Genomic DNA, 24,236 nt, shown 5'->3' with positions numbered 1-24,236 from the left:
AGGCAAAGCGCCACCCAGCGTTCGAGCTTTTGTTGTAAAACAAAAAGAAGAAGGCTCTGTTATGGACACTTGCATTAAGACGGTACGACTCAATCCGGACAATCCGCCGAATCAAGAAGGAACCTCCGTCATAGGTGCTAGCTTGGTGAGTTCGGGGAGTAAGATCGGAGGGTAATGATGGGCGAGCTGCACGAGAAGGATGCGATGATCTGCCGCTCCTGCGGTAATGAGGAGCGCGCGTCCGAAGGCTACCCGTGCTCCACGTGTGGAACGTTCATCTGCGTCATGTGCAGTATTCGCGGTGTGCTTCGATGCCGGAGCTGCGCCGATGACCTCACGCCCGAGCCGGCGCTCCCGGCGAGGCGCGAGATTCCACTGATCGACTGGCCGGAGCATTGACGCGTATTGTCGTTCGAACCCCCATTGCGCCGCTGCTGGGTGAGCAAAGGGCGGCGAGCACGCAGACAAGTCAACTGCTCTACGGTCATTCGGCCGAGGTCATCAGCACTGAAGGGTCCTGGCTCAGGCTTCGCGGCGCCGACGGCTACGAGGGCTGGATGCACGAAGGGTACACCGCGCCGTCCGCTGCCGACGGGCCCGAGTGGGCATGGGACATCGAAGGAGAGCTGTCGATGGGTTGCAGCATTCGCGACAGCCGGAGCCTGACACTCGACCTTCCGTTGGGCGCAGTGGTCGGCGATGGGCACTGTATCGCGGGCCGCAGCATGGAGCTGGCGCGCCGGCGCGAGACGTTCCCGCCGACGGCCGACGCCATTGTCGCTTCGGCGATCGCACTTTTTCAGGGCACGTACTATCAGTGGGGCGGCATCACTCCGTGGGGGGCCGACTGCTCGGGAATGGTGCAGAGCATTTTTGCGCTGCACGGCATTCACCTTCTGCGCGACGCGTGGCAGCAGGCGACCCAGGGCGTGGCGGTGGAGGGAGGGCTCGACGCACTGAAGCCGGCCGATCTTCTTTTTTTCGCTGACAGTGAGGACGCCCAGATCACTCACGTCGCACTGGCTGCCGGCTCGACGAACCTCGTGCATGTCGCGCTCGGTCGAGGGGGTCATTCGATCGAATCGCTGGACCGTCAGGACGACTACACGCGGGCGCTGATCGCGCGGTTCCGGTTCGCGCGAAGGATCGTCGCTAGCTGACCATCGAGTTCTGCTGCATCACAACCGGCTGCACACCGCTCACGAACAATCTCACATCGGCCGTCGGCTCACCGTCCAGTGACACCCGCATCGTGTAAAGGCCCGCGGAGTTGAGCGGCAGGTCGATGACGGCGATTATGGGCAGGTCCATCTCGAAAGCAGGATTGGGCCCGGGCGCAACGTTCAGCTCCCCGTCGGACGACCACAGCTCCTCGTCGCCGGGACTGATCCAGCGAAATGTCAGTCTGTGGCCGCCCGTGTCTTCGACCGATCCCTTGAGCCGGATGACGAAGTGAGTACGCGGATGAATCGCGGGAAATCCGCCGACCTGAAGCGCATCGAACACGCCCAGGACATTGAGTTTTCCCTCCTGCGAGAGATTGGCACCGTCGGCAAAAACGGCGAACGAGATATGCATCGCGAGAAAGTAGCAGCCATGCGGCGGCACTAGCTAGCTTTCCGCATGACAGGAACCGAAGACGGCAGTTCGTTCGGCACGACTGACGCTTTGCTGACGCTGATGGCGCTGATCTGGGCTGTGAACTTCAGCGTCATCAAGTACGCGACCGCCGTCTTTTCACCGCTGGCGTTCACCGGTCTGCGCGTCGGCATCGCCGCGGCCGTCCTGATGGCGATCGCATTTTTTCGGCGGCGCCCATGGCCGCCCCGGCGCGACATCATCACGCTGATGCTGCTCGGAATTCTCGGCAACGGCCTGTATCAGATATTTTTTGTCGAAGGCCTCTCGCGGACGAATGTCGGCAACGCTGTGCTGATAGTCGCCGCAGCGCCGGCGTTCATCGCCGTCGCCAGCCGCCTCAAGGGAATCGAACGCGTCAGGCGGCGCACTCTCTACGGAGTGGCGCTCTCGGTTGGCGGGGTAGCCCTGGTTGTATTCGGCAGCGCACGCGGTGATCACAGCAACGCAACGTTGCTCGGCACGCTCCTCGTTTTCGTCGGAGTCTTTTGCTGGACTGCATTCACGGTGATGCTCCAGCCGCTGGCGATAAAAACGGACCCAGTGCATTTGTCGGCGCTGACGATGACCGGAGGCGTGCTGCCTCTGCTTATCGCTTCTCCGAGAGCGCTCGCCGCAACGAAGTGGGAAACGGTGGGTCCGGCCGTGTGGGCATCACTCTTTTACGCAAGCGTCATCTCGATGGTCGTTGCGTATCTCTTCTGGTACCGCGGCCTCCGCGTCCTGGGCCCAACGCGCACAGCGGTGTACAGCAATCTCCAGCCGGCTATTGCAATCATCGTCGCGTGGATATTCCTCCACGAGTCGCCCACGCTCTGGCAGGGAGTTGGAACCGGGACGATCATGACCGGAATTTTCCTGACACGCACGTGAGAATCGTTCTCTTCGACATAGACGGTACGCTCCTCATGAGTGGCGGAGCGGGGCGCAGGTCGATGGAGCGTGCGCTTACCGAAGTATTCGGGTCTCCCGGCTCGAGCGAATACCATTATGGTGGAAAGACCGACCGGCAGATCGTGCGCGACCTCATGCGGCGGGAAGGATTCACCGACGAGGCCATCGACGCGCAGATGGATCAGCTGCTCGAGTCGTACGTCGTCGGGCTGGCGACGGAGCTCGAATCCGGAGATCGCACGATGCTCGTGCTGGAGGGAGTGCTCGAGCTGCTCGACGCGCTCGAGCGCGAAGACCGCGTCGTCGTCGGGCTCCTGACTGGGAACATCGAAACAGGAGCGCGCGCGAAGCTCGCTGCCGCCGGGATCGATCCGGCCCGCTTTCGCGTGAATGCGTTCGGGTCCGACCACGAGCTCCGGCCGGAGCTCCCCGCCGTCGCCCAGCGCCGCGCGAGCGAGCTGCTCGGCATTGACGTTCTGGGGAACCGGCTCGTGATCATCGGTGACACGCCCGCGGACATTCAGTGCGGCGAAGCAATCGGCGCGCGGGCAATCGCGGTTGCGACGGGCGGCTACACAGTCGAGCAGCTTGCGGCGCACCAACCCTATGCACTGTTCGAGTCGCTGGCGGATACCAGCGCGGTGCTCAGCTCGATCATGAATGCTTGAGGTAGAGCTCAAGAGCGTGGTGGACGATGTGCCGGCGCGGCGAGCGCAAATCGAAGCCGCCGGCGGCCGGCTCATATATTCAGGGCGCCTCATCGACGCGCGTTACGATCTGCGCGATCACTCGATGGTGCTGCGCGATCATGTGCTCCGGCTGCGTGTCTACGAGGACGATACCGGCAAACGCGCGCACCTCGACTGGAAGGGCCCAACCCTCTACGAAGGCGGATTCAAGATTCGGGAGGAAGCATCCACCGGAGTGACCGATGCCGACGCGCTTGCGGTAATCCTCGAGAAGCTGGGTTTCGTGGTGACTGTCGAGATCGAGCGCGACATCATTCAGTACGAGCTGAACGGTGCGACGGTTCGATTCGAGCAATACCCGGACATGGATCCGCTCGTGGAAGTGGAAGGCCCTCCGGAGGCGATAGAACGTGCAGTGACGGCGAGCGGACTGGCCCGCAGCGGGTTCACGTCGGAGCGCCTGCCGGAATTCGTTGCACGATTCGAGGCCCGGACCGGCCGACGCGCGTCTCTCTCGCAAGCCGAGCTGCGGGGCGAGCGCCGGTACCGCAGCGAGGATGCGTAGGCGTCGCTTCCTCTTCCGTGGGTAATTGCAAGCCCGTTTGCCTGAAGCTGTAATCCAGATAGATTCACTCGGAATGAAATCGGGTTCAAAGATCGGCCGCCTGATCGTGGTTGCGGCGATCCTGCTGCCGGCCGCGGCACAGTCCCAGGAAAATTCGGCAAAAAGGCTTTCCAGCATCGTCAGTGTGGCGGTCGAGGAATACCGGAAAGGCATCGACGACCGCGGCAATGTCATCTCCGCCGAGGAATACGCCGAGGCCACCTCGTTCCTCGGCGACGCACGCGTCGTCGCGACGCGTTTGAGGGGTTACAACGCTCCGCCGACACAGGCTCTTCTCGACACGCTGATCGCTGCAGTCAAAGCCAGGCGGCCGCCGCAGGAAGTCCAGCTAATCGAAGCGCGGTTCCGCGGAGCACTTGGTGTTGCGGGAGCGCTGGATCTGCCGTCTGCTCCGCTCGACACGGCACGGGGACACGCGCTTTACACCGCGAATTGTGCCTCATGTCACGGTGAAGCCGGTCGGGGGGACGGACCCGCGGCGAAAGCAGGCAACGTGCCTGCTCCGGCGATTGGAGACGCGAGAGAGACGCCAGACCTCACGGCGACGCTCGCCTACAACGTCGTGTCGGTCGGCATTCGCGAAACTCCGATGCCATCGTTCGCCTCGCTGCCGCCGCAGGACCGGTGGGACATCGTGAACTACGTCTACTCGCTCCGCAGACAACCAATGGTTCTTCCCGCGGCGCAGGCGGACGCGAAAGCAGCGCCTGGTGCCGAGGCGGCGCGAACGGTTATCGCTTTGCTCGACAGCGCACTGGAGTTTGCACGGGCAGGCCGGCCGGCTGAAGCCGGCGATCGCGCGTTCGACGCCTACATCGCATTCGAGCCTCTCGAGACTCCGGCACGTGCAAAGGAGCCGGGCCTTGTCGCCTCGATGGAACGCCATTTCGCCGATTTCAAAGGCGCGGTCAGACAGCACGACATGGCTGCGGCGCGAAGCGCGCGCGAGGCGATTGCGCTGGACCTGCCGCGGATAGTCGAGCTAACGCGCCCGACATCGGGTGGCTGGGGCGCATTCTTCCAATCATTCCTGATCATCCTTCGCGAGGGATTCGAGGCAATCCTCGTCGTTGGAGCTGTCGTCGCCTTTCTCATCAAGACTGGTCACCGCGAGCGGCTGCGCTCGATCTGGACCGGAGTCGCCCTCGGTGTAGCGGCAAGCGCCGTGACGGCGATTGCCCTCAAGACACTTTTCGCGCAGCTGCCGGCCAGCCGCGAGATCGTCGAGGGCGTGACGATGCTGATCGCCGTGATCGTGCTGTTCTCAGTGAGCTACTGGCTCATCTCGAAGGTGGAAGCGGTCAAATGGCAGAAGTTCATTCGCGAAAAGGTGAATCGGGCGTTGGAGCACGGCGGCGGGAAGGCGCTGGCGCTCGTGGCGTTCCTGGCCGTGTACAGGGAGGGGGCTGAAACCGCGCTCTTCTACCAGGCGCTATTTAATGAAGGGAGCAACATCGCCCTGCCGCTCTCACTGGGCATTATTGCCGGCCTGGTGATTCTCGCTCTGGTGTTCACCCTGTTTTACAGGTACGGAGTAAAGATTCCGATGCGCCCGTTCTTCGCCGTGACGAGCGTGCTCCTCTACTACATGGCGTTCGTTTTCATGGGGAAGGGAATTCGCGAGCTGCAGGAAGGGAATCTCATTTCGATCACGGTGATGCCCGGCATGCCGCACATGCCGTCAATGGGGGTATTCCCCAGTGCGGAGACGCTCGCTGCTCAGGCACTGCTACTGGGTTTGTTTGCTTTCGCCCTGGTCAAGACGTTCATTCCCAGGCAAACGGCTCGCGACTGAAATAGTTGACAAAGTCAACTATCTCGCAGCCGCTCGCGCTGCGGCAGGACCGTTAATGCCCGGCTTGCCCGGCCCGACATTCCAGCGAAGGTACATCCACAACGCCCCGCCGACGGCGAACGCGATGGCGATCAGCTGCGCGGTCGTCATCCAGCCACCGAGCAGGAACCGGTCGTCCTTCGCCCGGAAGAATTCGATGATGAACCGCTCGATTCCGGCGAGAACGCAGTAGAAGCCGAACAACCAGCCCTCGGCGTGCTTGTGATCGCGGAAGCGCCAGAGAATGAGAAACATCACGAAACCGAGAGCGACCTCGTAAAGTTGCGTCGGATGCACGGCAACGACTTCATTCTCGGGCGTGCCCACCGGAAACTGCGCCCCGAACATGCGCGACATGTTGCCGACGGTCGAAGGCGGCGCACCCTCCGGGAACATCGTCGCCCACGGGCCATTCCACGGGCGGCCGTAGTCGTCGCCAACCGCCCAGCATCCCGTTCTCCCGACGGCATAGCTCGCCGCGAGCGTAGTTGCGGCGACGTCGCTGATCCGCGCGAAGCTCAGCTTCTTGTAACGCATCACCGCCGCGGTGGCGAGGATTCCTCCCATCAGCCCGCCCCAGAACACGAACCCCGCCCGGCTCGCGAGCGCCGAGAAGTCGCCTGCCATAATCGCGTAGTACAGCTTGGCGCCGAGAAGCCCGCCGATGACCGCCGCAAACACGAGATCGCTCATCACGGACCCGTCGTGACCGCGCCTCTCCATTTCGTGCTGCGAGATTATCTGCGCGATGACGAACGTCAGAAGCATTGCCAGCCCGAAGCCGGTGAGCTGCAGCGGCCCGACCTGATATGACAGCGGATGGTGCACGATCGTGGCGAAGATGCCTGGTATCATTCCGTGAATTGGTTAGGCGATCAGTCCGGGAAGCGGGCGACTCGCGAAGGCGTTCAAATCAAGCGATCCGCGCTCACCTCGATAGTAGTGATGAAAACCCGCGCGCGCGATCATCGCTGCGTTATCGGTAGCGAGACGCGCCGACGGGGCGAAAACCTCGGCGCCAATCTCCTCGACCCGCTTGCGCATTGCCTCCACCAGCGCCGAGTTGCACGCGACACCGCCGCCGAGGACGATTCGCTGCCTGCCGAACTCGCTCGCCGCGCGAAAAGTTTTCTCGACCAGGGTGTCGATCAGCGCGTCCTGGAATCCGCGCGCGATGTGCTTGCGATCGATCTCCTCTCCGCCGGTGCTTTTCACCGCGTTGAGCACCGCTGTCTTGAGTCCACTGAACGAGAACGCGTAATAGTCGGCGTCCGTCGGTGCATCGTTACGGCGCACCATCGGCCTTGTGAAGCGAAATCGCGCCGGGTCTCCCTCGCGGGCGAGCGCCTCGATGTGCCTGCCGCCGGGATAGGGCAGGCCGAGCAGCTTCGCAACCTTGTCGAACGCCTCACCCGCGGCGTCGTCGCGGGTTGCGCCGAGTAGCCGATAGAGTCCCCACTCTTCGACGTCGAGAAGCATTGTGTGACCGCCGGAAACGAGAAGCGCCGTGAACGGCGGGATCGCATCCCGATGCTCGAGTGACGTCGCGAAAAGGTGTCCCTCCATATGATGGATGGGGATGACCGGAATTCCACGCGCAAACGCGAGCGCTTTCGCGTAGCAGACGCCAACGAGAAGAGCACCGATGAGCCCGGGCGTGTGGGTCACCGCAATAGCGTCGACCTGGTCAATGGTGGCTCCCGCATCCTCCAGCGCCCGGGAAACCACAGGGACGATGCTGGTAAGGTGCGCGCGGGACGCGATCTCCGGGACAACGCCGCCGAATACCCGATGGACGTCCTGCGAGAGAATGACGAGCGAGCGTTGCGACACGTCGTCGCCGCTTCCCTCGAGCAGCGCCGCCGAGGTCTCGTCGCACGACGTCTCAATTCCGAGGATGCGCGTCAATCTGTTGTCGTCTTTTCCTCGAGAAGCCGCTCGATCAGCGCGCGGTTCACGGGCGAATTCCAATCCGTCGCTCCGCTGAATTTCTTGCGGATGATTCCGTCGCGGCCGATGATGACTGTCTCGGGATAACGGGTGGCATCGTAGAGCTTGCTGACCGGGCCTGCCTGACCTCCCTGATCGTGGAGTATCTCGAACGTGAGGCCGTACCGCTTCACGAAAGCTCGGATCTGCTCGTCGGTTCCGGGGTCGTCGACGCTGACGGCGATGACCTTCAACCCACGAGGGGCATACGCCTGGTGGAGCTGCTCGATGCTCGGCATCTCCACGACGCATGGCTTGCACCAGGTCGCCCAGATGTTGATCATGACGACGTTGCCCTTGTACTCCGCCAGCGTTTTCTCGCGCGCGACCGAGTCGAGCGTCGCAGCCTTGAAGTTCGGCGCCTCGTCACCGACGCCCAGCGGGGACAGCTCGTTACCGAGGTAGCTCTTGCCCGCCATGAAGACGGCGCCGACGAGTCCGATCACGCCGAGCACAATCGCAATGCGCGGTCGGTCCATCATACCGTCACCGAGCAGATGTTGCGGAGCGCACCGATCTCCGCCTGCGGATCGGCCGCGCCGAAGATCGAATTGCCTGCAACGAACGTGTCGGCGCCCGCGCGCCAGACCGGAGCAATATTCTCGCGCCCGATTCCTCCATCGACTTCAAGCGCGGCGCGGCTTCGTCCGTCGCTCAGAAGCTGGCGCGCCCGCGCGACCTTGTCGGGCGACGAAGCAATGAATTCCTGGCCCCCGAAGCCGGGATTGACCGTCATGATCAAAAGAAGATCGAGATCGGCGAGGACCTCGCGGACGGATGCAAGCGAAGTTCCCGGGTTCACTGCCGCGCCGGCGGCGCATGCCAGCTCCCGAATTTGCGCAAGCTGCCGCTGAAGGTGCGGAGCCGCCTCGACATGGATCGTCATCCCGGTAGCTCCCGCGCCCGCAAAGGACTCGAAGTAGCGCTCGGGCTCTTCAACCATCATGTGCACGTCGAGCGGAAGCGACGTTAGGGCGCGCACGGTCGCGATCATCTTTTCGCCGAAGGTGATGTTCGGGACGAAGCGCCCATCCATCACGTCGAGATGGATCATGTCCGCTCCGCCCGCGACCAGCATCGCGATCTCTTCGGACAGGCGGCCGAAATCGGCGGTAAGAATCGAAGGCGCAATTCGCGCGCTCATCGCTCCACGCCACCGGTGTCGATAGGCGGGATAACCGGCGGCGATGGGAACAGGGAGATACGCAGGTCCACGCGCGATCCGGCGGCCACGAGGTTGCCGGCAGCCGGCGATTGCGAGAGCACTGTGTTCTCGGGCTGGAACGAGCTGGTGTCGCGAGAGATTCCGCCTACGCGAAGCCCGAGCTGCTCGAGGGTCGAGCGGGCGTCGGCCACGGTGCGCCCGGCGAGATCGGGCAGCTGAAGCGCCGATGGTCCCTGGCTGATGGTGATTCGCACAACCGCGGGGAGCGGGAGCGAGTCACCGCTTGGAGGATCGCTGCCGACCACGGCTCCGCGTGGCTGCTCGCTGGTCTGCTGCCGTACCGAACCGAACTGGAAGCCCGCATTCTCAATCGCGAGCCGTGCCTGCTGCTGGCTCAGCCCTGCGACATCGGGGACAACCGCACTCCGCTGCCCGCCGCTTACCGCGAGCGTGATGTCGATTCCGCGTTTCTGAAGGCTGCCGGCCGGCGGGTCCTGTTGCAGGATGATGTCCTTTGCGACGCTGCGGTGAAATCGAGTCTCTCCTTTCACCGCGCTGAACCCCGCCTTTTCGATTGAAGCGACCGCCGCGTCGAATGGAAGGCCTATGACGGTCGGCACACGGCCGTCGTCTGGGAGCACCTCCGATGGAAACGCAAAGATAAAAAGGAGGATGTAGGACAGCAGAAACCCGAAGACGCCGACAACCAGATAAGGGAACGCACGCCTTCCGAGCGCGCGCCCCTGCAACTAGTCCACCCTCCGGAGGCGGGCCGCGAACGCGCCATCCGTGCCATGCAGATGTGGAAGTACGCGCAGATATCCGCCGTCGAGCGTCTCCGCGGGAACCGCTCCCGCAGGCGGAGGCTCGAGCCGCCAGTTCTCGTGAGTCCCAAGAAAGGCCTCGATCTGCTCCTCATTCTCTTCGGGCTCCAGCGAGCAGGTACTGTAGACGAGGAGGCCGCCCGGTGCCACGACTGTCGCCGCGGAGTGCAGCAGACTCGCCTGACGAGATGCCATCACCGCGAGGTCCGAGATACGCAGTCGCCATCGCGCGTCCGGATGCCGGCGGAATGTCCCGGTGCCCGTGCAGGGAGCATCCACCAGAACTGCTTCGACAGGCCGGATCGCAGGGAGGAGAGCATCGGCGGCGATGATGTGCATGTTCTCCACTTCCAGACGCGCGCGATTCGCGACAACGCGAACCAGACGGGTGGGGGAGCGATCGGCTGCTACGACGAGACGAGCGAATCGTGAGAGCTCGAGTGCCTTTCCTCCCGGCGCCGCGCAGAGATCTGCGACCACCGCATCAGCGGGCATGGCGGCGTAATACGTGACGAGCGTGGAAGCCGGATCCTGAATGAAGAACAACCCCTGCCTGAACGCGCCGAGATCGCCGAGCGTGATTCCACCCGAAACCTGAATGCTGTCGCGCACGAGCGGAGCGCCGCCCTCCTCGACGTGAACGTCCGCGGACTCGAGCATCGCTTCGAGCTGCTCCCGAACGATTCCAAACGGGCGAAGAACTACCGGGGCTTCGCCATTGTTTCGCGTCAGCATCAGCTCGGTGGCGTCCTTTCCCCATCGCGACAGCCAACGGCGCACAAGCCACGCCGGGTGCGAGTATTTGACGGCGAGCGCTTCGGCCGGGTCTGACGGAAGAACAGGCTCGAGGTCGTCGCGCTCGCGGTCGACTCTGCGCAACACAGCGTTCACCAGCTTGCTCGCGCCGATGCCGTGTCTCACCTTCGCGAGCTCGACTGTCTGTGCGATTGCGGCGTAGGCGGGGACACTCCCCATGTACAGCAGCTGGTATACTCCCAGGCGGAAAAGATCGACCAGATCGGCATCTATCCTCGCGAGGCCGCCCCGCACGCGCTCTGCGAGAATGGCGTCGATCAGACCGCGCCGGCGAAGCATTCCGTAAGCGAGCTCGCGGAGCCAGCGCCTGTCGCGGGCATCGAGGCCGCCCGTTCTTCGCTCGAAAGCAGCGTCGAGCAATTCACCGCCGCGCATGTCCGCGCAGATTTTCGCTGCCGCGATCCGACCCGGAGTCACTCCGGCGACCTGTGCGAGCTGAGCAGTGGCCCCTCCGCTTCCGGTCATGCCGCCGCCCGTTGCGGGAGTCATCGGTCGAGCATTCCCGAGACGGGAGAGGAGGGAAGAGCAATCTCCCGCTTCGGCATCCTGCCGGCCAGATAAGCAAGGCGTCCCGCGTCGACTGCCTGTCGCATTGCAGTTGCCATGCGTACCGGATCGGACGCCGCGGCGATGCCGGTGTTCATGAGAATTCCGTCCACGCCCTGCTCCATCACGATGCATGCGTCGGACGCGGTGCCGACGCCTGCATCGACGATTACCGGAACGCTCAGGCGACGCTTGATTGTGCGAATCGCGTACTGGTTCAGCATCCCGAGCCCCGATCCGATTGGCGACGCCAGCGGCATCACGGCAACCGCGCCTGCTTCCTCCAGGCGCAGCGCGGTGATCAGATCGTCGTTCGTGTACGCCATCACCTTGAATCCTTCAGCGGCAAGCGCTCGCGTCGCGACAAGCAGACCTTCCGTATCGGGAAGAAGCGTCTCCTGGTCGCCGATCACTTCGAGCTTCACCCACTCGTTGAACCCTGCGGCCCGCGCGAGACGAGCGTAGCGAATCGCCTCATCAGCCGAGTAGCAGCCGGCGGTGTTGGCGAGGAGGAACAACCGATCGGGGTCGAGATGGTGGAGGATCCCTTCGTCGTTCGCGCGATCGAGATCCACGCGCCTCACCGCAACAGTTACGATCTCAGCACCGGAAGCTTCGATTGCCTCCATCATCTCGGCGTTCGAGCCGTACTTTCCGGTGCCCAACATGAGTCGCGAGCGGAACTCGCGGCCCGCAATAGTCAGCGGAAAGGGATCGAGAGACGCCTCGACTGTTGTGGACCCGCTCATCTCAATCGCCCGCAACGCATCTCAGCCGCCCCCAACGCATCTCAGCCGCCCCCGACGAAGTGAACGATCTCCACTACGTCGCCGTGTGAAAGTCCGTGCGTCGGATAGGTATCGCGATCGCGAAGGATGGTCCGGTTGTGCTCGACGACAACGAGGCGGGGGTCGATGCGGAGCGATCCGAGGAGCTCCGCCATTGTGCTATTCCGCGGAATATCCCGGGGAGCGCCGTTTACCGTCAGCGTGATGATCTCGCTCGCTTCCGGAGTCCCAATCATAGATCGAAATATAGCGGATGATGGCTTCCTCAGACGTTCTGTGAGGCGAGCCTGCAAGTCGCGTTTTTCCAGGAGAAGGATCGGTATCGAGCATGGACAACCGCCGCTCCCAGTCGACGCCGCGAATGGTGGCGATTCCGTACGCTCCGGCCTGGCGAAGCGCGGTAACGTGCTCCGGTTGGATGCCTCCGATCGCGATGATGGGAATGCTCACCGCTCGCGCGACCTCTTCGATGAACGGCACACGCGCCTCCGAGCGACCGGGATGCGTCGGCGTCTCGAACACGCTTCCAGCGACGCACCAGGCGGCCCCGGACGCTTGCGCTGCCACCGCTTCGTCGACGCTGTGAACGCTGATTCCCGCCGGGATGTCGGGGGCAACGGCCCGGGCTTCGGAAACTCTCAAGGAATGAGATGCGAGCTGAATTCCCTTTGCTCCGACGGCGGCAGCGATGTCCACTCTGTCGTTCACTATCAACCAGCAGCCGGTGGTGTTCTGAATATCGGCCAGTGCCGACGCCAGCTCGTGGAACCGCCGGCCGGGCGTGCTCGACGTGCGGAGATGAACAGCCCCCCGTGCGCCTAAAGCGCGCATCACTCGCTCCGCGGTCTGAAGAAACTCCGTGCGCTTCACGGTGGCTGTGTTCGTCACCGCATGGACGCGGGGAAAATCGCGCAGCGTCGCTGCGGCCTGTGGCCCAGCGCTCGACGGAGGCCTGGAAGTCGTCAGCTGCCGAGGACGTCGCCGGGTGCAATGCCGCGTCCGCGTGCCCAGTCAGCCGCGATCATACGGCTCCTTCCCGCAGGTTGTACGTCACTGATTCGTATCGCTCCCTTGCTGCACGCGACGATGAGGTCCGGCGTTGCGGAGATCACTTCGCCGGGGGCCGCCGCTTCACCGGCATCGCTTACGACGCGCGGCCCGAAGACTTTTACGTCCACTCCATTCCGCGTCGTGAATGATCCTGGTTTCGGATCGTAGGCGCGAATGAGGCGAGATACTTCGGCTGCGTCGAGTCGCCAGTCGATTCGAGCATCATCGCGCGTGACCTTGGGCGCGTATGAGACGCGCGACTCGTCCTGCTCCGTCTCGGATGCCTGTCCCAATGATATCAGCGTGAGTGCTTCGACAAGAGTGAGGGCGCCGAGCTCCGACAGTCGGAGCTGCAGCTCGCCGTATGTCTCGTCGTCAGGTATCGGCGTCGGCGCCTGCAGTATCACGGGGCCCGCGTCCAATGCCGGAACCATTCGCATGATGGAGACGCCGGTCTCGGTCAATCCCTGTCTGATCGCCGCCTGAATGGGCGCCGCTCCGCGGAGCGCGGGGAGGAGCGATGCATGGATGTTCAACGTTCCGAGCTCCGGCAGATCGATGAGCTTCTTCGGCAGGATGTTGCCGTAGGCGACGACGATCGAGATGTCGGGCTGCATCACAGCGAGCATTTCCGTGAATTCCGCGCCACGCAGCGTCGCCGGCTGGAAGCATGGAATTCTTTCCTCCACCGCGATCTGCTTGACGGGCGGGGGTGTCTCCACTCGAGCTCGCCCCTGGGGCTTATCAGGCTGAGTGACAACGCCTGCCACGTCGAACCCTTCGCCGATGAGCGCGCGCAATGGCGCTGCCGCAAACTCGGGCGTCCCCCAGAAGAGGACACGCATCTACAGCTCGCCTTCGCTGTGGTGAGGCGTGCGTTTCTCGAGGATCACCCTCCGGATGTAGCCCGGATACTGTGCCTTGATGCCGTCCCATTTGGCGAGCGCGGCTCGCCGCTTGAGAACGCTCAGGTAATCCAGGAAAAGCTTTCCGTGCAGGTGATCGATCTCGTGCTGGAGGCACCGCGCGAGCAATTCGGTCCCGACGACTTCGATGTCTTCGCCGTTCTCGTTCAGCGCAGTCACCGTGACGACGCTGGCTCGCTCGACTTCCCCGAACAATTCAGGGATAGAGAGGCAGCCTTCTTCTCCGCGGACGTTCCCCTGGCGCGAGGTGATCTCCGGGTTGATCAACGCGTACTTCGCTCCCTCGACGTCCATTACCGTCACACGCTCGCTGCGCCCCACCTGCGGGGCCGCGAGCCCTATACCCTCGGCGGCGTACATCGTGTCGAACATGTCATTGATGAGCGCGCGAACTTCATCGGTCACTCTCTCGACAACCTCCGTCTCCTTCCTGAGTGCGGGGTCGCCGAGCACGCGGATGTCGAGGATGCTCACCCCTCGGCTGCAGGCTGAGTCTCACGCTTGATGATGCGCGCGATCTTGCCGCGCTCGATCAGCAGTCGCGACTCCCCCGACTTGATGGTGATGCGATCCTCGAGCGAAGGCGCTGTCGAGCCGCCATCGGCTTTCGGCGTTTCCCTGATGTGAATGATCTCACCGATCACTCCACCGGCGGTCACGACCTCGTCACCTTTCTTTACAGCGCGAATGAGAGCGTCATGCTCTTTCCGCTGCTTCGACTGGGGGCGAATGAGAATGAAGTAGAAGATGGCGAAGATTGCGCCATACATGAAAATGGGGCCGAGCATGCCGCTTCCGGGGGACTGAAGCAGAGCCAGTGTGGCGAAAGTGATTGTCATAGGGCGGGTGCCTTCGAGTTGTAACGGGAGAGCCAGTCGCGGCTCCACGCGTCCAGATTACCGGCGGCAATCTCGCGCCTCGCGGCGCGGGCCAGTGAGAGCAGGAAATGTACATTGTGCAGAGAGAGCAGGCGGATGCCGAGTATCTCGTCGCTCACGAAGAGATGCCGAATGTACGCGCGGCTGAAGCGACTGCAGGCGACACACTCGCAGCTCTCGTCGAGCGGCAGGGCGTCGTTCCGGTACTCGGCCCGCTTGATGTTGAGGCGGCCGGTGCTCGTGAAGACGGTTCCGTTTCGTCCCATGCGCGTCGGGGCGACGCAGTCGAACATGTCGACTCCGCGCCGAATGCTCTCGATCAGGTCAGCGGGGAAGCCGACACCCATGAGGTAGCGCGGCCGCGTGCGGGGAAGCACTTCGTTGACGACGTCGAGCATCTCGTGCATCGCCGGCTTCTCCTCGCCGACCGAGAGCCCGCCAATAGCGAATCCGTGCCAGTCGTGCATTGTGGCGAGGGCTGCGGCCGCTTCTCTTCGAAGCGCGACGTGGATGCCTCCCTGGACAATGGGCAGCAATGCCTGCCGCTGGACGTCGCTGCCGCCGCTGCTGTCGGTGCCAGCCTGCGCGCTGGTCGATGATTTGATGAATTCCGCGAGACACCGCGCCGCCCAGCGAATGCTGCGCTCACTCGCATCCTTCGCCGCGGCCTCGTCCGATTGTCCTGGTATCACGTGATCGAGCTGCATGATGACGTCGGCGCCCAGATTTCTTTGAATTCCGACCATGGTTTCGGGAGTGAAGAAGCGGCGTGACCCGTCGATGTGGCTCTGAAACTCCACGCCCTCTTCGGTGATTTTTCGCAACGTTGCGAGCGAAAAAACCTGGAAGCCCCCCGAGTCGCTGAGGATGGGCCCGTCCCAATGCATGAAGCGGTGGAGTCCGCCCATTTCCTTGACGAGATCGTCGCCGGGCCTCAGATGGAGATGATACGCGTTGGCGAGAATCATCTGCGCGCCCATCGCGCTCAGCTCGTGCGGATCGAGCGCCTTCACTGTCGCGAGAGTGCCCACCGGCATGAATGCCGGAGTCTCCACGTCGCCGTGCGGAGTCTTGAAAACTCCGCTCCGCGCTGCGCCCGACTCGGACTCGATGCTGAAACTGAAGCTCGGCACGCTCAGATGATCGCCATTGCGTCGCCGTAGGAATAGAAGCGGTACCCGTCCTGGATCGCTGCGCGGTAAGCGGTCATTGTCAGCTCGTAACCCGCGAACGCCGCGACGAGCATGATGAGCGTTGACCTCGGCAGATGAAAGTTCGTGATGAGCCGGTCGACAGCGCGAAAGCGGTAAGGCGGGCGGATGAAAATCTGAGTTTCGCCGCTTCGCTCCTTGAATGTCCCATCAAGTTGAACGGCTGTCTCCAGTACGCGTACCGAAGTAGTGCCGACCGCCCAGATGCTTCCTCCACTTTGGCGCACATCGTTCAACGTTGCCGCGGCTCGCGCGGGGAGGGTGAAGGTCTCCTCGTGCATGACGTGCTCCGCCGGATCGTCGACCTCGACGGGCTTGAACGTTCCTGCGCCGACGTGGAGCAGCACGTCGGCCCGTCTCACGCCGCGTTGCTCCAGCGCCGCGAGCGTCTCATCGGTGAAGTGCAGGCCGGCGGTCGGAGCGGCGACCGAGCCTGTCACGTCGGCGTATACGGTCTGGTAGCGATCGACGTCGGTGGCCTCGTCCGGCCGGTCGATGTACGGCGGCAACGGAGTGTGGCCGTAGCGCTCGATAGCGTCGTCGACTGGCAGAGTGGAGCGGAGCCGAACGATGCGGGTGCGCCGCTCGGTCGATTCGAGAATCTCCACTTCTAGGTCGGGGCTCACGTGCACGCGGCGTCCGGGCTTGAGCTTCCCGCCGGGGTGCACCATCGCCTCGTACCTGCCATCGCCGAGTGGCTTGAGAAGGAGCAGCTCGGCTGGTGCGCCGGAGTCGCGGGTGCCGAGCAGCCGTGCGCGATAGACTCTCGTCGTATTGAGAACGATTCCGTCGTTTGGCGGGATGAGGCTCGGGAGATCGTGGAATCTCTTGTGCTCGATTCGTCCATCTTGGCGGTGGATCAGCATCAGACGGCTTTCGTCTCGCTTTTCTGATGGCGTTTGGGCGATACGATCCGGCGGGAGGGCGTAGTCGTAGTCGGAAATGCGAGAGCCTTGAGTCATATCCGGGAAACTAATTGCACAGCTCGCCCTTCAACTGAGAAGTACCTCGCTACCCGCTGGTCGCTAAGCGCTTTCCGCTGCGGGCTGAAAGCGAATACTCCGGGGAAAGTGCGCGGACGCGCAATGAAACGGTGCTGCTGGCGTGGCCACTCGCTTCAGAGTTAATGAATGGCCGACTTCAAAAAGCTGCGCGTTTGGAAGCATGCTCGCGCGCTCGCTATTCACGCGCATCACGTTGCTGGCCGGATTCGCGGATCGCAGTACTCGTCTCTGCGGAGTCAAATGATTCGCGCAGCGATGTCAATTCCGGCGAACATTGTGGAAGGTAGAAGCCAGGCTTCAGAGCGCGAGTTCATTCGTTTCTTGCGGTACTCGCTCGCGTCGGCGTCCGAGCTTGAAGCGCACATGATTATGGCGCAGGACTTTGGAGTGATTTCGCAGAACGATTTTCTTTCGTTACTGAGCGAATTAGTCGACGTGAGAAAAATGCTTCACGGTCTCGTTGAAAGATTGTCGAGCTAGGGTATCCAGGTTCTCGGTTGTTTTTAGCGCGCGGCAGACAGCGCTCAGCGATGAGCGGGTAGCGAGGCATTTCTCGGTTGAGCGCCAAGCTCTCTTAGAAGAGCGTCTGCTGCGGCCCCACCGGCTGCACAAACCCGAAATGCCTGTACGCCTGCGCGGTAGCCATTCGCCCGCGCGGGGTCCGCTGCAAAAACCCATTCTGTACGAGGAACGGCTCGTAAACTTCCTCGATCGTCCCCTGGTCCTCGCCCACGGCGGCGGCGATCGTCCCAACGCCGACGGGTCCCCCATCGAACTTCTCGATGATCGTTTTGAGAATCCGGCTGTCCATGTCGTCGAGGCCGAATTGGTCGACGTCGAGCAGCTGCAGCGCTTCCTTCGCCACGTCGCGCGTGATGAAACCGCCCGCTTTCACCTGAGCGTAGTCGCGAATGCGGCGCAGCAGCCGGTTTGCCACGCGCGGCGTTCCACGTGAGCGGCAGGCTATCTCCTCCATTCCGCCCTTGTCAACGGAAACCTTCAGCACATCCGCGGTGCGGCGCACGATCATCTCGAGGTCGCTTGCCGGATAGAAATTCAATCGCTGCTCGATCCCGAAACGCGCGCGCATCGGGGGAGTGAGCAATCCGAGTCGCGTTGTCGCGCCGACGAGGGTGAACTTCTCGATCCCCATCGTTATAGTCTGCGCCTTGGGCCCTTCGCTAAGCCGGATGTCGATCTTGTAGTCCTCCATCGCCGGATAAAGAAATTCCTCGATGATCGGACGCAGCCGGTGGATCTCATCGATAAAGAGAATGTCGCCTTCGCGAAGATTGGTGAGTGTTCCAACGAGGTCGCCGGGCTTTTCCAGCGCGGGTCCCGACGTGGCGCGAACGTTGACACCCATCTCTCGCGCGATCAGCTCGGCCAGAGTCGTTTTGCCGAGTCCGGCGGGCCCGAAGAAAAGGGTGTGATCGAGCGGCTCGCGGCGAAGGAGAGCGGCGTCGATGTAGATCCGCATGCTGTCCTTCACCTTTGGCTGCCCGATAAACTCGGCCAGTCGCTGGGGGCGCAGCGAAAGCTCGACGACGGATTCGTCGGCCAGAATTTCCGGAGTGGTGATCTCCGCCCTGGTCATTGGTGGTCACTCATCGGGCAACCGGAGAGGTTCCATGGACTCTCCAATGTAGGCCGAAGAGAGACCGAAAACCAGTAAAAAGGCCGGCTATCGCAACATGCGAGTGTCGGCCCCTTTTCGTTGATGGCCTGCCTTGTCCTCCTAGACTCTGGCAGCAAGTGTCGCCAGCCGCTCGGCGGCACGCTCCAGAGTCTCCGGCTTTTTACAGAACGCGAAGCGCGTGACGGTCTCCCCCATCGCCGGCTCGTGGCAGAAGCTCGTGCCCGGAACGGTCGCGACGCCCACCTCTTTCGCGAGCCAGAGCGCGAATGCCACTCCGCGGAGATCGCTCAGCTCCGAGAAGTCGGCGAGGATATAGTAGGCACCCTCGGGCGCCGAAAACTTGAATCCGCCTTCCTGCAGCGCCGCCACCATCGTGTCGCGGCGCGCGCGGTAGTCGAGAGCGATATGATTGTAGTAATCGGCGTCGAAAGCCATGCCGACTGCTCCCGCGGCCTGCAGCGGAGCCGGAGCGCCGACGGTCAGAAAGTCGTGCACCTTTCGAATCGGCGACGTGAATTCGAAGGGCGCGATCGCGTAGCCGAGCCGCCAGCCGGTGCAGCTGAAAGTTTTCGAGAGTCCCGAGATCGTCACCGTGCGCTCGCGCATTCCCGGCCATGTCGCAAGAACATGATGGCTGCCGGCGTAGCGGATGTGTTCGTAGATCTCGTCCGTTATCGCGATAGCATCGTGTTTGATGCAGAGCTCCGCGATCAATGAGATCTCTTCGCGCGTGAAGACGCGGCCGGTCGGATTGTGCGGAGTGTTGACGACGATCGCACGAGTACGGTCGGAGAACGCGGCGCGCAGCTTCTCGGGATCGAGCTTCCAGTCCAGTCCCTCGAGCGGAACGAACACGGGTGTCGCGCCGGCAAGAATCGCGTCGGGCCCATAGTTCTCGTAGAACGGCTCGAAGACAATCACCTCTTCGCCGGGGTCCACCAGCGCCAGGAACACGGCTGCCATCGCTTCCGTCGCACCGCAGGTCACGGTGATCTCTCGCTCGGGATCGATCTCCATCCCGTACCATTTCCGATATTTCGCGGCGATTGCGAGTCTGAGCGCCGGAGTTCCCCACGTTATCGCGTACTGGTTGATGTCACCCTGGATCGCCGCGCAGGCTGCGTCCTTCATCGGCTGCGGCATTGGGAAATCGGGGAATCCCTGGGCGAGGTTGATCGCCCCGTGCTGGTTGGCGACGCGCGTCATCTCACGGATGACGGATTCCTGGAATGTCGAGGCGCGTAATGCTGTTGTGATCATGCTGACCTTGAAATGATCACGGAGAAGATACCCCGCCGATTACCATCAAGGAACTTGCTTTGCGGCGTTCGACCATCTATATTGTGATATATACCAACGGCTGGCAGGGCGGGATGGACAGGAAGGCGCGCAGGAAACGAATCGCCGTTACACCTGCCGGTCGCTCGAAGCGACCGGCAGGGAAGGGACGCGATACATCGCAAGGGTCCCAACCAGAAAGTGGGTTGAAGAAGGCGTCGTTGTTCATGAATGGGCGCAGCCAGGCGGTAAGGCTCCCCAAGGAATTTCGTTTCAAGGGTACGCACGTGTACGCACGAAAAGAAGGCAACCGAGTCATTCTTACGCCGGTTGACGATCGCATCGAGCGGCTGATTGCCCTCATGGGATCATCTCCGAATTTCCCCGATCGTGCTCCAGACATCCTCGAACCGATGCGCCCCGAGATCAAAGAGTATTTCGGTGTATCTGATTGAGACCAGTACCTGCATCTCGATCATCAGAAATCGATTGCCTGGAGTACTATCGCGGCTACAGAAGCTCTCCGCCGACGAAATCGGTATTTCATCGATTACTGCGGCCGAACTCTATCACGGCGCCGCGCGCAGCGGCCGGCCAGAACAAGAGCTGCGTCGGATGCAGTCACTTCTCGAAGTTCTGTGGGTCCTGAATTTTGGGACCAGCGCGGCAATCTCCTACGGATTCGTCCGCACGTCGCTGGAACGAACCGGCCGGGCGATAGGCCGCTTCGACATGCTGATCGCAGGTCACGCGCTATCTGAGGGCGCTACTCTGGTCACACACAACACGCGCGAGTTCAGGCGCGTGCCCGGTCTCGCCGTGGAGGATTGGCTCGACTAGTCAGCAGTCCTGGTGGAATTCCTTACTTGTCCGCGAGCTTCCCCAAAGCAGATCGTATCAACTCGGCCGCCGACAATCCTCCTCCGCCCGCATCAAGCGCGGTTCTAACAGCTTTTTCCGCCTCGTTCGTGCTGTAGCCAAGGGATACCAGCGCGCGAAGGGCATCCTCCGACACGCCGCCCGCTCGACGTCCCATTCCCGCCTCGCCATCACTGCCGATCGAATCGAGCTTGTCGGCAAGATCGAGTACCAGCCGCTCGGCTTTCTTGCGCCCGACGCGAGGCACGCGCTGAAGAGTGGGAATGTCCTTCTCCATGATCGCGCGCACGAGCCTCTCCGCCGAGAACGCCGAAAGCATGCCGAGCGCCAGTGACGGGCCAACTCCGTTGGCCGTCAGCAGCTTCTGAAACAGGCGCCGCTCGTACAGCGACGAGAATCCGAAGAGCTGCCACGAATCCTCTTTCACGACGAGCCATGTGTGCAGGGAGATCGGCTCGCCCTGGCGCGGCAGCGCCTCGAAAGCTCCGAGCGGTATCTGCAGCTCGTAGCCCACGCCGCCGTCCGTCATGATCTCGACGCGGTCGATGTCCTTCGTTACGAGCATACCGTCGAGATGAACGATCATCGTCGCCCTGCCAGCAGCGCCATCTCATCCGCGATCCTCGGCAGCGGCGAAGCCATTACTCGCGTCAGTGCAGCGGCAACTCCGTCCGCGGCATCGGGCGGCTCAGGCGCGGTTTTCAGACGGAGCAGCCGCGATACCATGAATTGCACCTGCTGCTTCGTGGCGCCGCCGGTTCCGACGATCGCCTTCTTGATCTCAGCGGGAGGATACTCGCAGATCTCGATGCGTGCCTCCTCAGCCGCGAGCAGAATCACACCGCGCGCGTGGCCGAGCACGATGGTCGTGCGAACGTTTCGGGCGTAAAAGACATCTTCGATCGCAAGGCAATCGGGACGGTGCCTCTCGATCAGCTCGCGAATGCCGGCGTGAATCTCGTGGAGTCGCCGGGGCAACGTGTCGCGGGCTCGCGTGCGAATGACGCCGCACTCCAGCAAGTGCGGCGCAATTGAAGGCTCGCCTTTTACGACGCCGTACCCGGTGACCGCAGTGCCTGGGTCTATGCCGAGCACGATCATGAGGCGGTCACTTCGCCTCTTCCAGCTCCAGGTCGCAGTTCGCCGCGACTTTCTGAACGTCGTCCAGGTCCTCGAGCTCCTCCAGGAGCTTCACGAGCGACTCAGCTGTTTTTCCTTCGACGTGGACGAGGTTCTTCGGGACTGACGCGATCTCCGATTCGGTCGGAAAGAATCCCTTTTCGTCGAGGGCGGCCCTGACACGCTGCATGTCGGTCGGCTCGGTCGTCACGACGTACTGCTCACCCTCGGCGCTGAAATCCTGCGCGCCGGAGTCGAGCGCAGCCTCGAGGGTAGCGTCCTCGCCGTATCGCGCGGCGTCGAGGTAGATCTGCCCCTTCCGCTCGAACATCCACGACACCGAGTTCGCTGCGCCGAGGTTGCCTCCGAATCGCGAGAGCTTGTGCCGCACCTCCGCGACGGTGCGATTGGCGTTGTCGGTGAGCGCGAAAATGAGGATCGCTACACCGCCCGGGCCGTAGCCCTCGTAGGTGATGTCGACGTATTCGACGCCCTCGAGCTCGCCCGTGCCCTTCTTGATTGCGCGCTCGATGTTTTCCTTCGGCATCGACGCGGCGCGGGCTGCTTCAATCGCGGTGCGAAGCCGCGGGTTGCCGGCCGGATCGCCGCCGCCGAGCTTGGCGGCCATGGTGATCTCGCGGATGAGCTTTGTGAACTGCGCTCCGCGCTTGGCGTCGGTCGCCGCCTTGTAATGCTTGATCTGCTTCCATTTGCTATGACCGGCCATCGCCTATATCGCTCTCGTTTTTCTAAATATACCGGCAGGGAGGGGAGACAAAGTCAACGGAGAAAAGCACTGGTGCGAGGAGCCAGAGGCTCAGGTCTCAGCCTCGAGGTTAGCCACGACAGCTGCGAGCTCCGCGGCCGACGCGTCGTCGATGCTGCGCTGCGCCACGGAGACGAGTTGCGTGAGCGCGGTAGCTGCCGTCTTACGGTTTCCAGCAGCTACCGCGTCAGCAAGATGTGTTAGCGCCGATCTGATGGGAGCGGGAAGCGAAAGCGAGGCGAGCCAATGCTTTGCGCCAGTCGATCGCGCCTTAAGGTCGGCGGCGCCAATTGTGTAGGGCGGAAGGAGCGCTGCGGCGAGGCGGCCGGCCACGAGGCATGCCATCGCCACCTCACGGTCGCCGCCAATTGATGCGCGGCCGGCGCACGCAGCCAGCGCGCGAAAGCGAAAACGTGGCGTAGCAAGCGCAAAACGAGGCTGCTGTCCTATCACAGAGTCGAATCTAGGCATTCATTAGACCCCCGGCTACATTCACAAAACCTATGGCACCACCCCCCAAATCCATCCTCTGGGTGGACGACGAAGGCGAGCTCCTCGAGTCTCACCGCATCTTCCTGCGGTCCAAGGGTTACGACGTCGAGTGGGCCAGCAACGCCGACGATGCCGTCGAGATGCTCCGGCGCCGCCCGTTCGACATCATGCTCCTCGACGAGCAGATGCCTGGCAAGCGGGGGCTCGAAGCCTACCGGGACGTCCGCGAGCTCGCTCCCAATCTTCCGGTCGTGATGGTCACCAAGAGCGAGGAGGACGCGACCCTCAAGGAAGCGATAGGCGCGAACATCCGCGATTACCTTGTCAAGCCGATCAATCCGCGTCAGGTGCTGAGCATCATCACGCAGATTCTCGACGGGCCGCGCATTCGCCAGCAGGCGATCGCGCGCCGATTCGTCGAGCGCTTCCGGGCGATCGAGCTGGAGCGTGATCGCAACCTCGACTGGCGCGGCTGGATCGACCGCTTCGACGAGCTCATGCGCTGGGACGTCGACCTCGCCGCCGCCGGTGAGACCGGATTGTACGATTCACTGCGGGGGCTCTATCCCGACATGCATCGAGAGTTCGCCGCCTATATGCAGGCGGAATATCCGGGCTGGCTGAAGAACCTCGAGGGAAACCGCCCGCCGCTCTCGATCGACATCGTAAGTGAGTTTCTGCTTCCGATTCTCCAGCGCGATCGTGCCGCGGTGTTCATTGTGGTGGACTGTCTTCGGCTCGACCAGTGGCGGGTGCTCGAGCCGCTGCTGGCGCCCTATTTCGACGTGGAGACGACACATTATTTCGCCGTTCTGCCGACAGCGACGCCGTACTCCCGGAATGCGCTGTTCAGCGGACTCTTCCCCGGAGAAATCGCGGCAAGGCTCCCCGACTGGTGGGGGAATTCCGACCGCGAGGACGAGTCGCTCAACGCCCATGAGCGCGAGCTCCTCGAGCATCACCTTGTGGACCTGTGCGGGCCGACACCGGTCCGCTACCAGAAGATCTCTACCGCTGCGAACTCCGACGAGCTGGAGCGACACCTCGGCACAGCCATCGGCAACGAAGGAGTCAGCGCGTTCGTCTTCAACTTCGTTGATCTGCGCACTCACGGCCGCAGCGAGTCGCAGATCTTGTACGAGGTCGCCCGCGACGAGATCGCGCTTCGCCAGATTACCCGCCAGTG

The 24,236-nt window shown here is 62.7% G+C and carries 30 protein-coding genes; 9 read left to right on the top strand and 21 right to left on the bottom strand.

What is annotated here, in order from left to right; genetic code table 11:
• Window positions 1-174 precede the first annotated feature (174 nt).
• Both VES88_18140 and VES88_18135 read left to right on the top strand, forming a co-directional pair.
• Window positions 175-399 (top strand): hypothetical protein, encoded by a 225-nt coding sequence (locus VES88_18140; protein ID HYN83405.1) that lies wholly within the window; start codon window positions 175-177, stop codon window positions 397-399.
• Window positions 396-1,160, top strand: a complete 765-nt coding sequence (locus tag VES88_18135; protein HYN83404.1) for an NlpC/P60 family protein — start codon at window positions 396-398, stop codon at window positions 1,158-1,160. The genes VES88_18140 and VES88_18135 overlap by 4 nt, the downstream gene beginning before the upstream one ends.
• Here the strand turns inward: VES88_18135 and VES88_18130 are convergent.
• Complete coding sequence (locus tag VES88_18130; protein ID HYN83403.1) at window positions 1,153-1,608, bottom strand: hypothetical protein; 456 nt, start codon at window positions 1,606-1,608, stop codon at window positions 1,153-1,155. The two genes, VES88_18135 and VES88_18130, sit on opposite strands and share 8 nt — an antisense overlap.
• A gap of 15 nt (window positions 1,609-1,623) precedes the next feature.
• On the opposite strand from VES88_18130, the gene VES88_18125 reads away from it, so the two are divergent.
• The 4 genes from VES88_18125 to VES88_18110 all read left to right on the top strand — a co-directional run bounded on the left by VES88_18125 (window position 1,624) and on the right by VES88_18110 (window position 5,641).
• On the top strand, window positions 1,624-2,511 hold the full coding sequence (locus VES88_18125; protein HYN83402.1) for a DMT family transporter: 888 nt from the start codon (window positions 1,624-1,626) through the stop codon (window positions 2,509-2,511).
• Complete coding sequence (locus tag VES88_18120) at window positions 2,508-3,200, top strand: HAD hydrolase-like protein (protein HYN83401.1); 693 nt, start codon at window positions 2,508-2,510, stop codon at window positions 3,198-3,200. Before VES88_18125 ends, VES88_18120 begins: the two co-directional genes overlap by 4 nt.
• On the top strand, window positions 3,193-3,786 hold the full coding sequence (locus VES88_18115) for a class IV adenylate cyclase (GenBank protein ID HYN83400.1): 594 nt from the start codon (window positions 3,193-3,195) through the stop codon (window positions 3,784-3,786). The genes VES88_18120 and VES88_18115 overlap by 8 nt, the downstream gene beginning before the upstream one ends.
• Before the next feature lie 73 nt (window positions 3,787-3,859).
• Window positions 3,860-5,641 (top strand): cytochrome c/FTR1 family iron permease, encoded by a 1,782-nt coding sequence (locus VES88_18110; GenBank protein ID HYN83399.1) that lies wholly within the window; start codon window positions 3,860-3,862, stop codon window positions 5,639-5,641.
• 18 nt (window positions 5,642-5,659) lie between these two features.
• Here the strand turns inward: VES88_18110 and VES88_18105 are convergent, their stop codons facing one another.
• From VES88_18105 to VES88_18030, 16 genes are all read right to left on the bottom strand, one after another.
• A complete protein-coding gene (locus VES88_18105; protein ID HYN83398.1) occupies window positions 5,660-6,535 on the bottom strand; it encodes a prolipoprotein diacylglyceryl transferase in 876 nt (291 codons plus the stop codon).
• 12 nt (window positions 6,536-6,547) lie between these two features.
• Window positions 6,548-7,588, bottom strand: coding sequence for a tRNA (adenosine(37)-N6)-threonylcarbamoyltransferase complex transferase subunit TsaD (gene tsaD, locus VES88_18100; protein HYN83397.1), 1,041 nt, complete (start codon window positions 7,586-7,588; stop codon window positions 6,548-6,550).
• A complete protein-coding gene (locus VES88_18095; protein HYN83396.1) occupies window positions 7,585-8,151 on the bottom strand; it encodes a TlpA disulfide reductase family protein in 567 nt (188 codons plus the stop codon). Before VES88_18095 ends, tsaD begins: the two co-directional genes overlap by 4 nt.
• Window positions 8,148-8,813 carry a ribulose-phosphate 3-epimerase gene (rpe, locus tag VES88_18090; protein HYN83395.1) on the bottom strand — a complete coding sequence of 222 codons (666 nt, stop codon included), beginning with the start codon at window positions 8,811-8,813 and terminating at the stop codon, window positions 8,148-8,150. The genes VES88_18095 and rpe overlap by 4 nt, the downstream gene beginning before the upstream one ends.
• Window positions 8,810-9,583 carry a PASTA domain-containing protein gene (locus tag VES88_18085; protein HYN83394.1) on the bottom strand — a complete coding sequence of 258 codons (774 nt, stop codon included), beginning with the start codon at window positions 9,581-9,583 and terminating at the stop codon, window positions 8,810-8,812. Before VES88_18085 ends, rpe begins: the two co-directional genes overlap by 4 nt.
• Complete coding sequence (locus VES88_18080) at window positions 9,584-10,963, bottom strand: transcription antitermination factor NusB (protein HYN83393.1); 1,380 nt, start codon at window positions 10,961-10,963, stop codon at window positions 9,584-9,586.
• The gene (locus VES88_18075; GenBank protein ID HYN83392.1) at window positions 10,960-11,769 is read right to left on the bottom strand and encodes a thiazole synthase; all 810 of its coding nucleotides are present in this window, start codon (window positions 11,767-11,769) and stop codon (window positions 10,960-10,962) included. The genes VES88_18080 and VES88_18075 overlap by 4 nt, the downstream gene beginning before the upstream one ends.
• 41 nt (window positions 11,770-11,810) lie before the next feature.
• Window positions 11,811-11,963, bottom strand: a complete 153-nt coding sequence (thiS, locus tag VES88_18070; GenBank protein HYN83391.1) for a sulfur carrier protein ThiS — start codon at window positions 11,961-11,963, stop codon at window positions 11,811-11,813.
• Window positions 11,964-11,967: 4 nt separating this feature from the next.
• A complete protein-coding gene (locus VES88_18065) occupies window positions 11,968-12,696 on the bottom strand; it encodes a thiamine phosphate synthase (protein HYN83390.1) in 729 nt (242 codons plus the stop codon).
• 74 nt (window positions 12,697-12,770) lie between these two features.
• Window positions 12,771-13,703, bottom strand: coding sequence for a methionyl-tRNA formyltransferase (fmt, locus tag VES88_18060; GenBank protein HYN83389.1), 933 nt, complete (start codon window positions 13,701-13,703; stop codon window positions 12,771-12,773).
• Window positions 13,704-14,258 carry a peptide deformylase gene (def, locus tag VES88_18055; GenBank protein ID HYN83388.1) on the bottom strand — a complete coding sequence of 185 codons (555 nt, stop codon included), beginning with the start codon at window positions 14,256-14,258 and terminating at the stop codon, window positions 13,704-13,706.
• Window positions 14,255-14,623 (bottom strand): preprotein translocase subunit YajC, encoded by a 369-nt coding sequence (gene yajC / locus VES88_18050; protein HYN83387.1) that lies wholly within the window; start codon window positions 14,621-14,623, stop codon window positions 14,255-14,257. The genes def and yajC overlap by 4 nt, the downstream gene beginning before the upstream one ends.
• Window positions 14,620-15,795, bottom strand: coding sequence for a tRNA guanosine(34) transglycosylase Tgt (gene tgt / locus VES88_18045; GenBank protein ID HYN83386.1), 1,176 nt, complete (start codon window positions 15,793-15,795; stop codon window positions 14,620-14,622). The genes yajC and tgt overlap by 4 nt, the downstream gene beginning before the upstream one ends.
• 2 nt (window positions 15,796-15,797) lie before the next feature.
• Complete coding sequence (queA, locus tag VES88_18040) at window positions 15,798-16,835, bottom strand: tRNA preQ1(34) S-adenosylmethionine ribosyltransferase-isomerase QueA (GenBank protein HYN83385.1); 1,038 nt, start codon at window positions 16,833-16,835, stop codon at window positions 15,798-15,800.
• A 616-nt stretch (window positions 16,836-17,451) separates the two neighbouring features.
• Window positions 17,452-18,474: a Holliday junction branch migration DNA helicase RuvB gene (ruvB, locus tag VES88_18035; GenBank protein HYN83384.1), complete on the bottom strand. Its 1,023-nt coding sequence runs from the start codon at window positions 18,472-18,474 to the stop codon at window positions 17,452-17,454.
• A 141-nt stretch (window positions 18,475-18,615) separates the two neighbouring features.
• Window positions 18,616-19,776, bottom strand: coding sequence for an aminotransferase class I/II-fold pyridoxal phosphate-dependent enzyme (locus VES88_18030; GenBank protein HYN83383.1), 1,161 nt, complete (start codon window positions 19,774-19,776; stop codon window positions 18,616-18,618).
• Window positions 19,777-20,000: 224 nt separating this feature from the next.
• On the opposite strand from VES88_18030, the gene vapB reads away from it, so the two are divergent.
• Window positions 20,001-20,249, top strand: coding sequence for a type II toxin-antitoxin system VapB family antitoxin (vapB, locus tag VES88_18025; protein ID HYN83382.1), 249 nt, complete (start codon window positions 20,001-20,003; stop codon window positions 20,247-20,249).
• A complete protein-coding gene (locus VES88_18020) occupies window positions 20,185-20,634 on the top strand; it encodes a type II toxin-antitoxin system VapC family toxin (GenBank protein ID HYN83381.1) in 450 nt (149 codons plus the stop codon). Before vapB ends, VES88_18020 begins: the two co-directional genes overlap by 65 nt.
• Window positions 20,635-20,656: 22 nt before the next feature.
• Here the strand turns inward: VES88_18020 and ruvA are convergent, their stop codons facing one another.
• From ruvA to VES88_18000, 4 genes are all read right to left on the bottom strand, one after another.
• Window positions 20,657-21,259: a Holliday junction branch migration protein RuvA gene (gene ruvA / locus VES88_18015; protein HYN83380.1), complete on the bottom strand. Its 603-nt coding sequence runs from the start codon at window positions 21,257-21,259 to the stop codon at window positions 20,657-20,659.
• On the bottom strand, window positions 21,256-21,774 hold the full coding sequence (ruvC, locus tag VES88_18010; GenBank protein ID HYN83379.1) for a crossover junction endodeoxyribonuclease RuvC: 519 nt from the start codon (window positions 21,772-21,774) through the stop codon (window positions 21,256-21,258). The genes ruvA and ruvC overlap by 4 nt, the downstream gene beginning before the upstream one ends.
• A gap of 7 nt (window positions 21,775-21,781) precedes the next feature.
• On the bottom strand, window positions 21,782-22,519 hold the full coding sequence (locus tag VES88_18005) for a YebC/PmpR family DNA-binding transcriptional regulator (protein ID HYN83378.1): 738 nt from the start codon (window positions 22,517-22,519) through the stop codon (window positions 21,782-21,784).
• A gap of 90 nt (window positions 22,520-22,609) precedes the next feature.
• Window positions 22,610-23,029 carry a hypothetical protein gene (locus VES88_18000; protein HYN83377.1) on the bottom strand — a complete coding sequence of 140 codons (420 nt, stop codon included), beginning with the start codon at window positions 23,027-23,029 and terminating at the stop codon, window positions 22,610-22,612.
• A 32-nt stretch (window positions 23,030-23,061) separates the two neighbouring features.
• Here VES88_18000 and VES88_17995 point away from each other — a divergent pair.
• The coding region (locus VES88_17995; protein HYN83376.1) for a response regulator at window positions 23,062-24,236 on the top strand (1,175 nt) is incomplete at its 3' end.

The organism is Gemmatimonadaceae bacterium, from assembly GCA_035633115.1.
GTDB lineage: Bacteria > Gemmatimonadota > Gemmatimonadetes > Gemmatimonadales > Gemmatimonadaceae > UBA4720.
The sequence above is the reverse complement of the archived record's forward strand: the minus strand, read 5'-3'. Positions and strand labels throughout refer to the sequence as shown.

Excerpts from the sequence above, each read along its gene's own strand:
- VES88_18110 (HYN83399.1), top strand. The coding sequence starts at position 3,860 with ATGAAATCGGGTTCAAAGATCGGCCGCCTGATCGTGGTTGCGGCGATC.
- VES88_18080 (HYN83393.1), bottom strand. The coding sequence starts at position 10,963 with ATGACTCCCGCAACGGGCGGCGGCATGACCGGAAGCGGAGGGGCCACT.
- rpe (HYN83395.1), bottom strand. The coding sequence starts at position 8,813 with ATGAGCGCGCGAATTGCGCCTTCGATTCTTACCGCCGATTTCGGCCGC.
- thiS (HYN83391.1), bottom strand. The coding sequence starts at position 11,963 with ATGGCGGAGCTCCTCGGATCGCTCCGCATCGACCCCCGCCTCGTTGTC.
- ruvB (HYN83384.1), bottom strand. The coding sequence starts at position 18,474 with ATGACCAGGGCGGAGATCACCACTCCGGAAATTCTGGCCGACGAATCC.
- VES88_18075 (HYN83392.1), bottom strand. The coding sequence starts at position 11,769 with ATGAGCGGGTCCACAACAGTCGAGGCGTCTCTCGATCCCTTTCCGCTG.
- VES88_18125 (HYN83402.1), top strand. The coding sequence starts at position 1,624 with ATGACAGGAACCGAAGACGGCAGTTCGTTCGGCACGACTGACGCTTTG.
- VES88_18005 (HYN83378.1), bottom strand. The coding sequence starts at position 22,519 with ATGGCCGGTCATAGCAAATGGAAGCAGATCAAGCATTACAAGGCGGCG.
- ruvC (HYN83379.1), bottom strand. The coding sequence starts at position 21,774 with ATGATCGTGCTCGGCATAGACCCAGGCACTGCGGTCACCGGGTACGGC.
- VES88_18030 (HYN83383.1), bottom strand. The coding sequence starts at position 19,776 with ATGATCACAACAGCATTACGCGCCTCGACATTCCAGGAATCCGTCATC.
- ruvA (HYN83380.1), bottom strand. The coding sequence starts at position 21,259 with ATGATCGTTCATCTCGACGGTATGCTCGTAACGAAGGACATCGACCGC.
- VES88_18000 (HYN83377.1), bottom strand. The coding sequence starts at position 23,029 with ATGCCTAGATTCGACTCTGTGATAGGACAGCAGCCTCGTTTTGCGCTT.
- VES88_18095 (HYN83396.1), bottom strand. The coding sequence starts at position 8,151 with ATGATGGACCGACCGCGCATTGCGATTGTGCTCGGCGTGATCGGACTC.
- yajC (HYN83387.1), bottom strand. The coding sequence starts at position 14,623 with ATGACAATCACTTTCGCCACACTGGCTCTGCTTCAGTCCCCCGGAAGC.
- queA (HYN83385.1), bottom strand. The coding sequence starts at position 16,835 with ATGACTCAAGGCTCTCGCATTTCCGACTACGACTACGCCCTCCCGCCG.
- fmt (HYN83389.1), bottom strand. The coding sequence starts at position 13,703 with ATGCGTGTCCTCTTCTGGGGGACGCCCGAGTTTGCGGCAGCGCCATTG.
- VES88_18115 (HYN83400.1), top strand. The coding sequence starts at position 3,193 with ATGCTTGAGGTAGAGCTCAAGAGCGTGGTGGACGATGTGCCGGCGCGG.
- VES88_18105 (HYN83398.1), bottom strand. The coding sequence starts at position 6,535 with ATGATACCAGGCATCTTCGCCACGATCGTGCACCATCCGCTGTCATAT.
- VES88_18140 (HYN83405.1), top strand. The coding sequence starts at position 175 with ATGATGGGCGAGCTGCACGAGAAGGATGCGATGATCTGCCGCTCCTGC.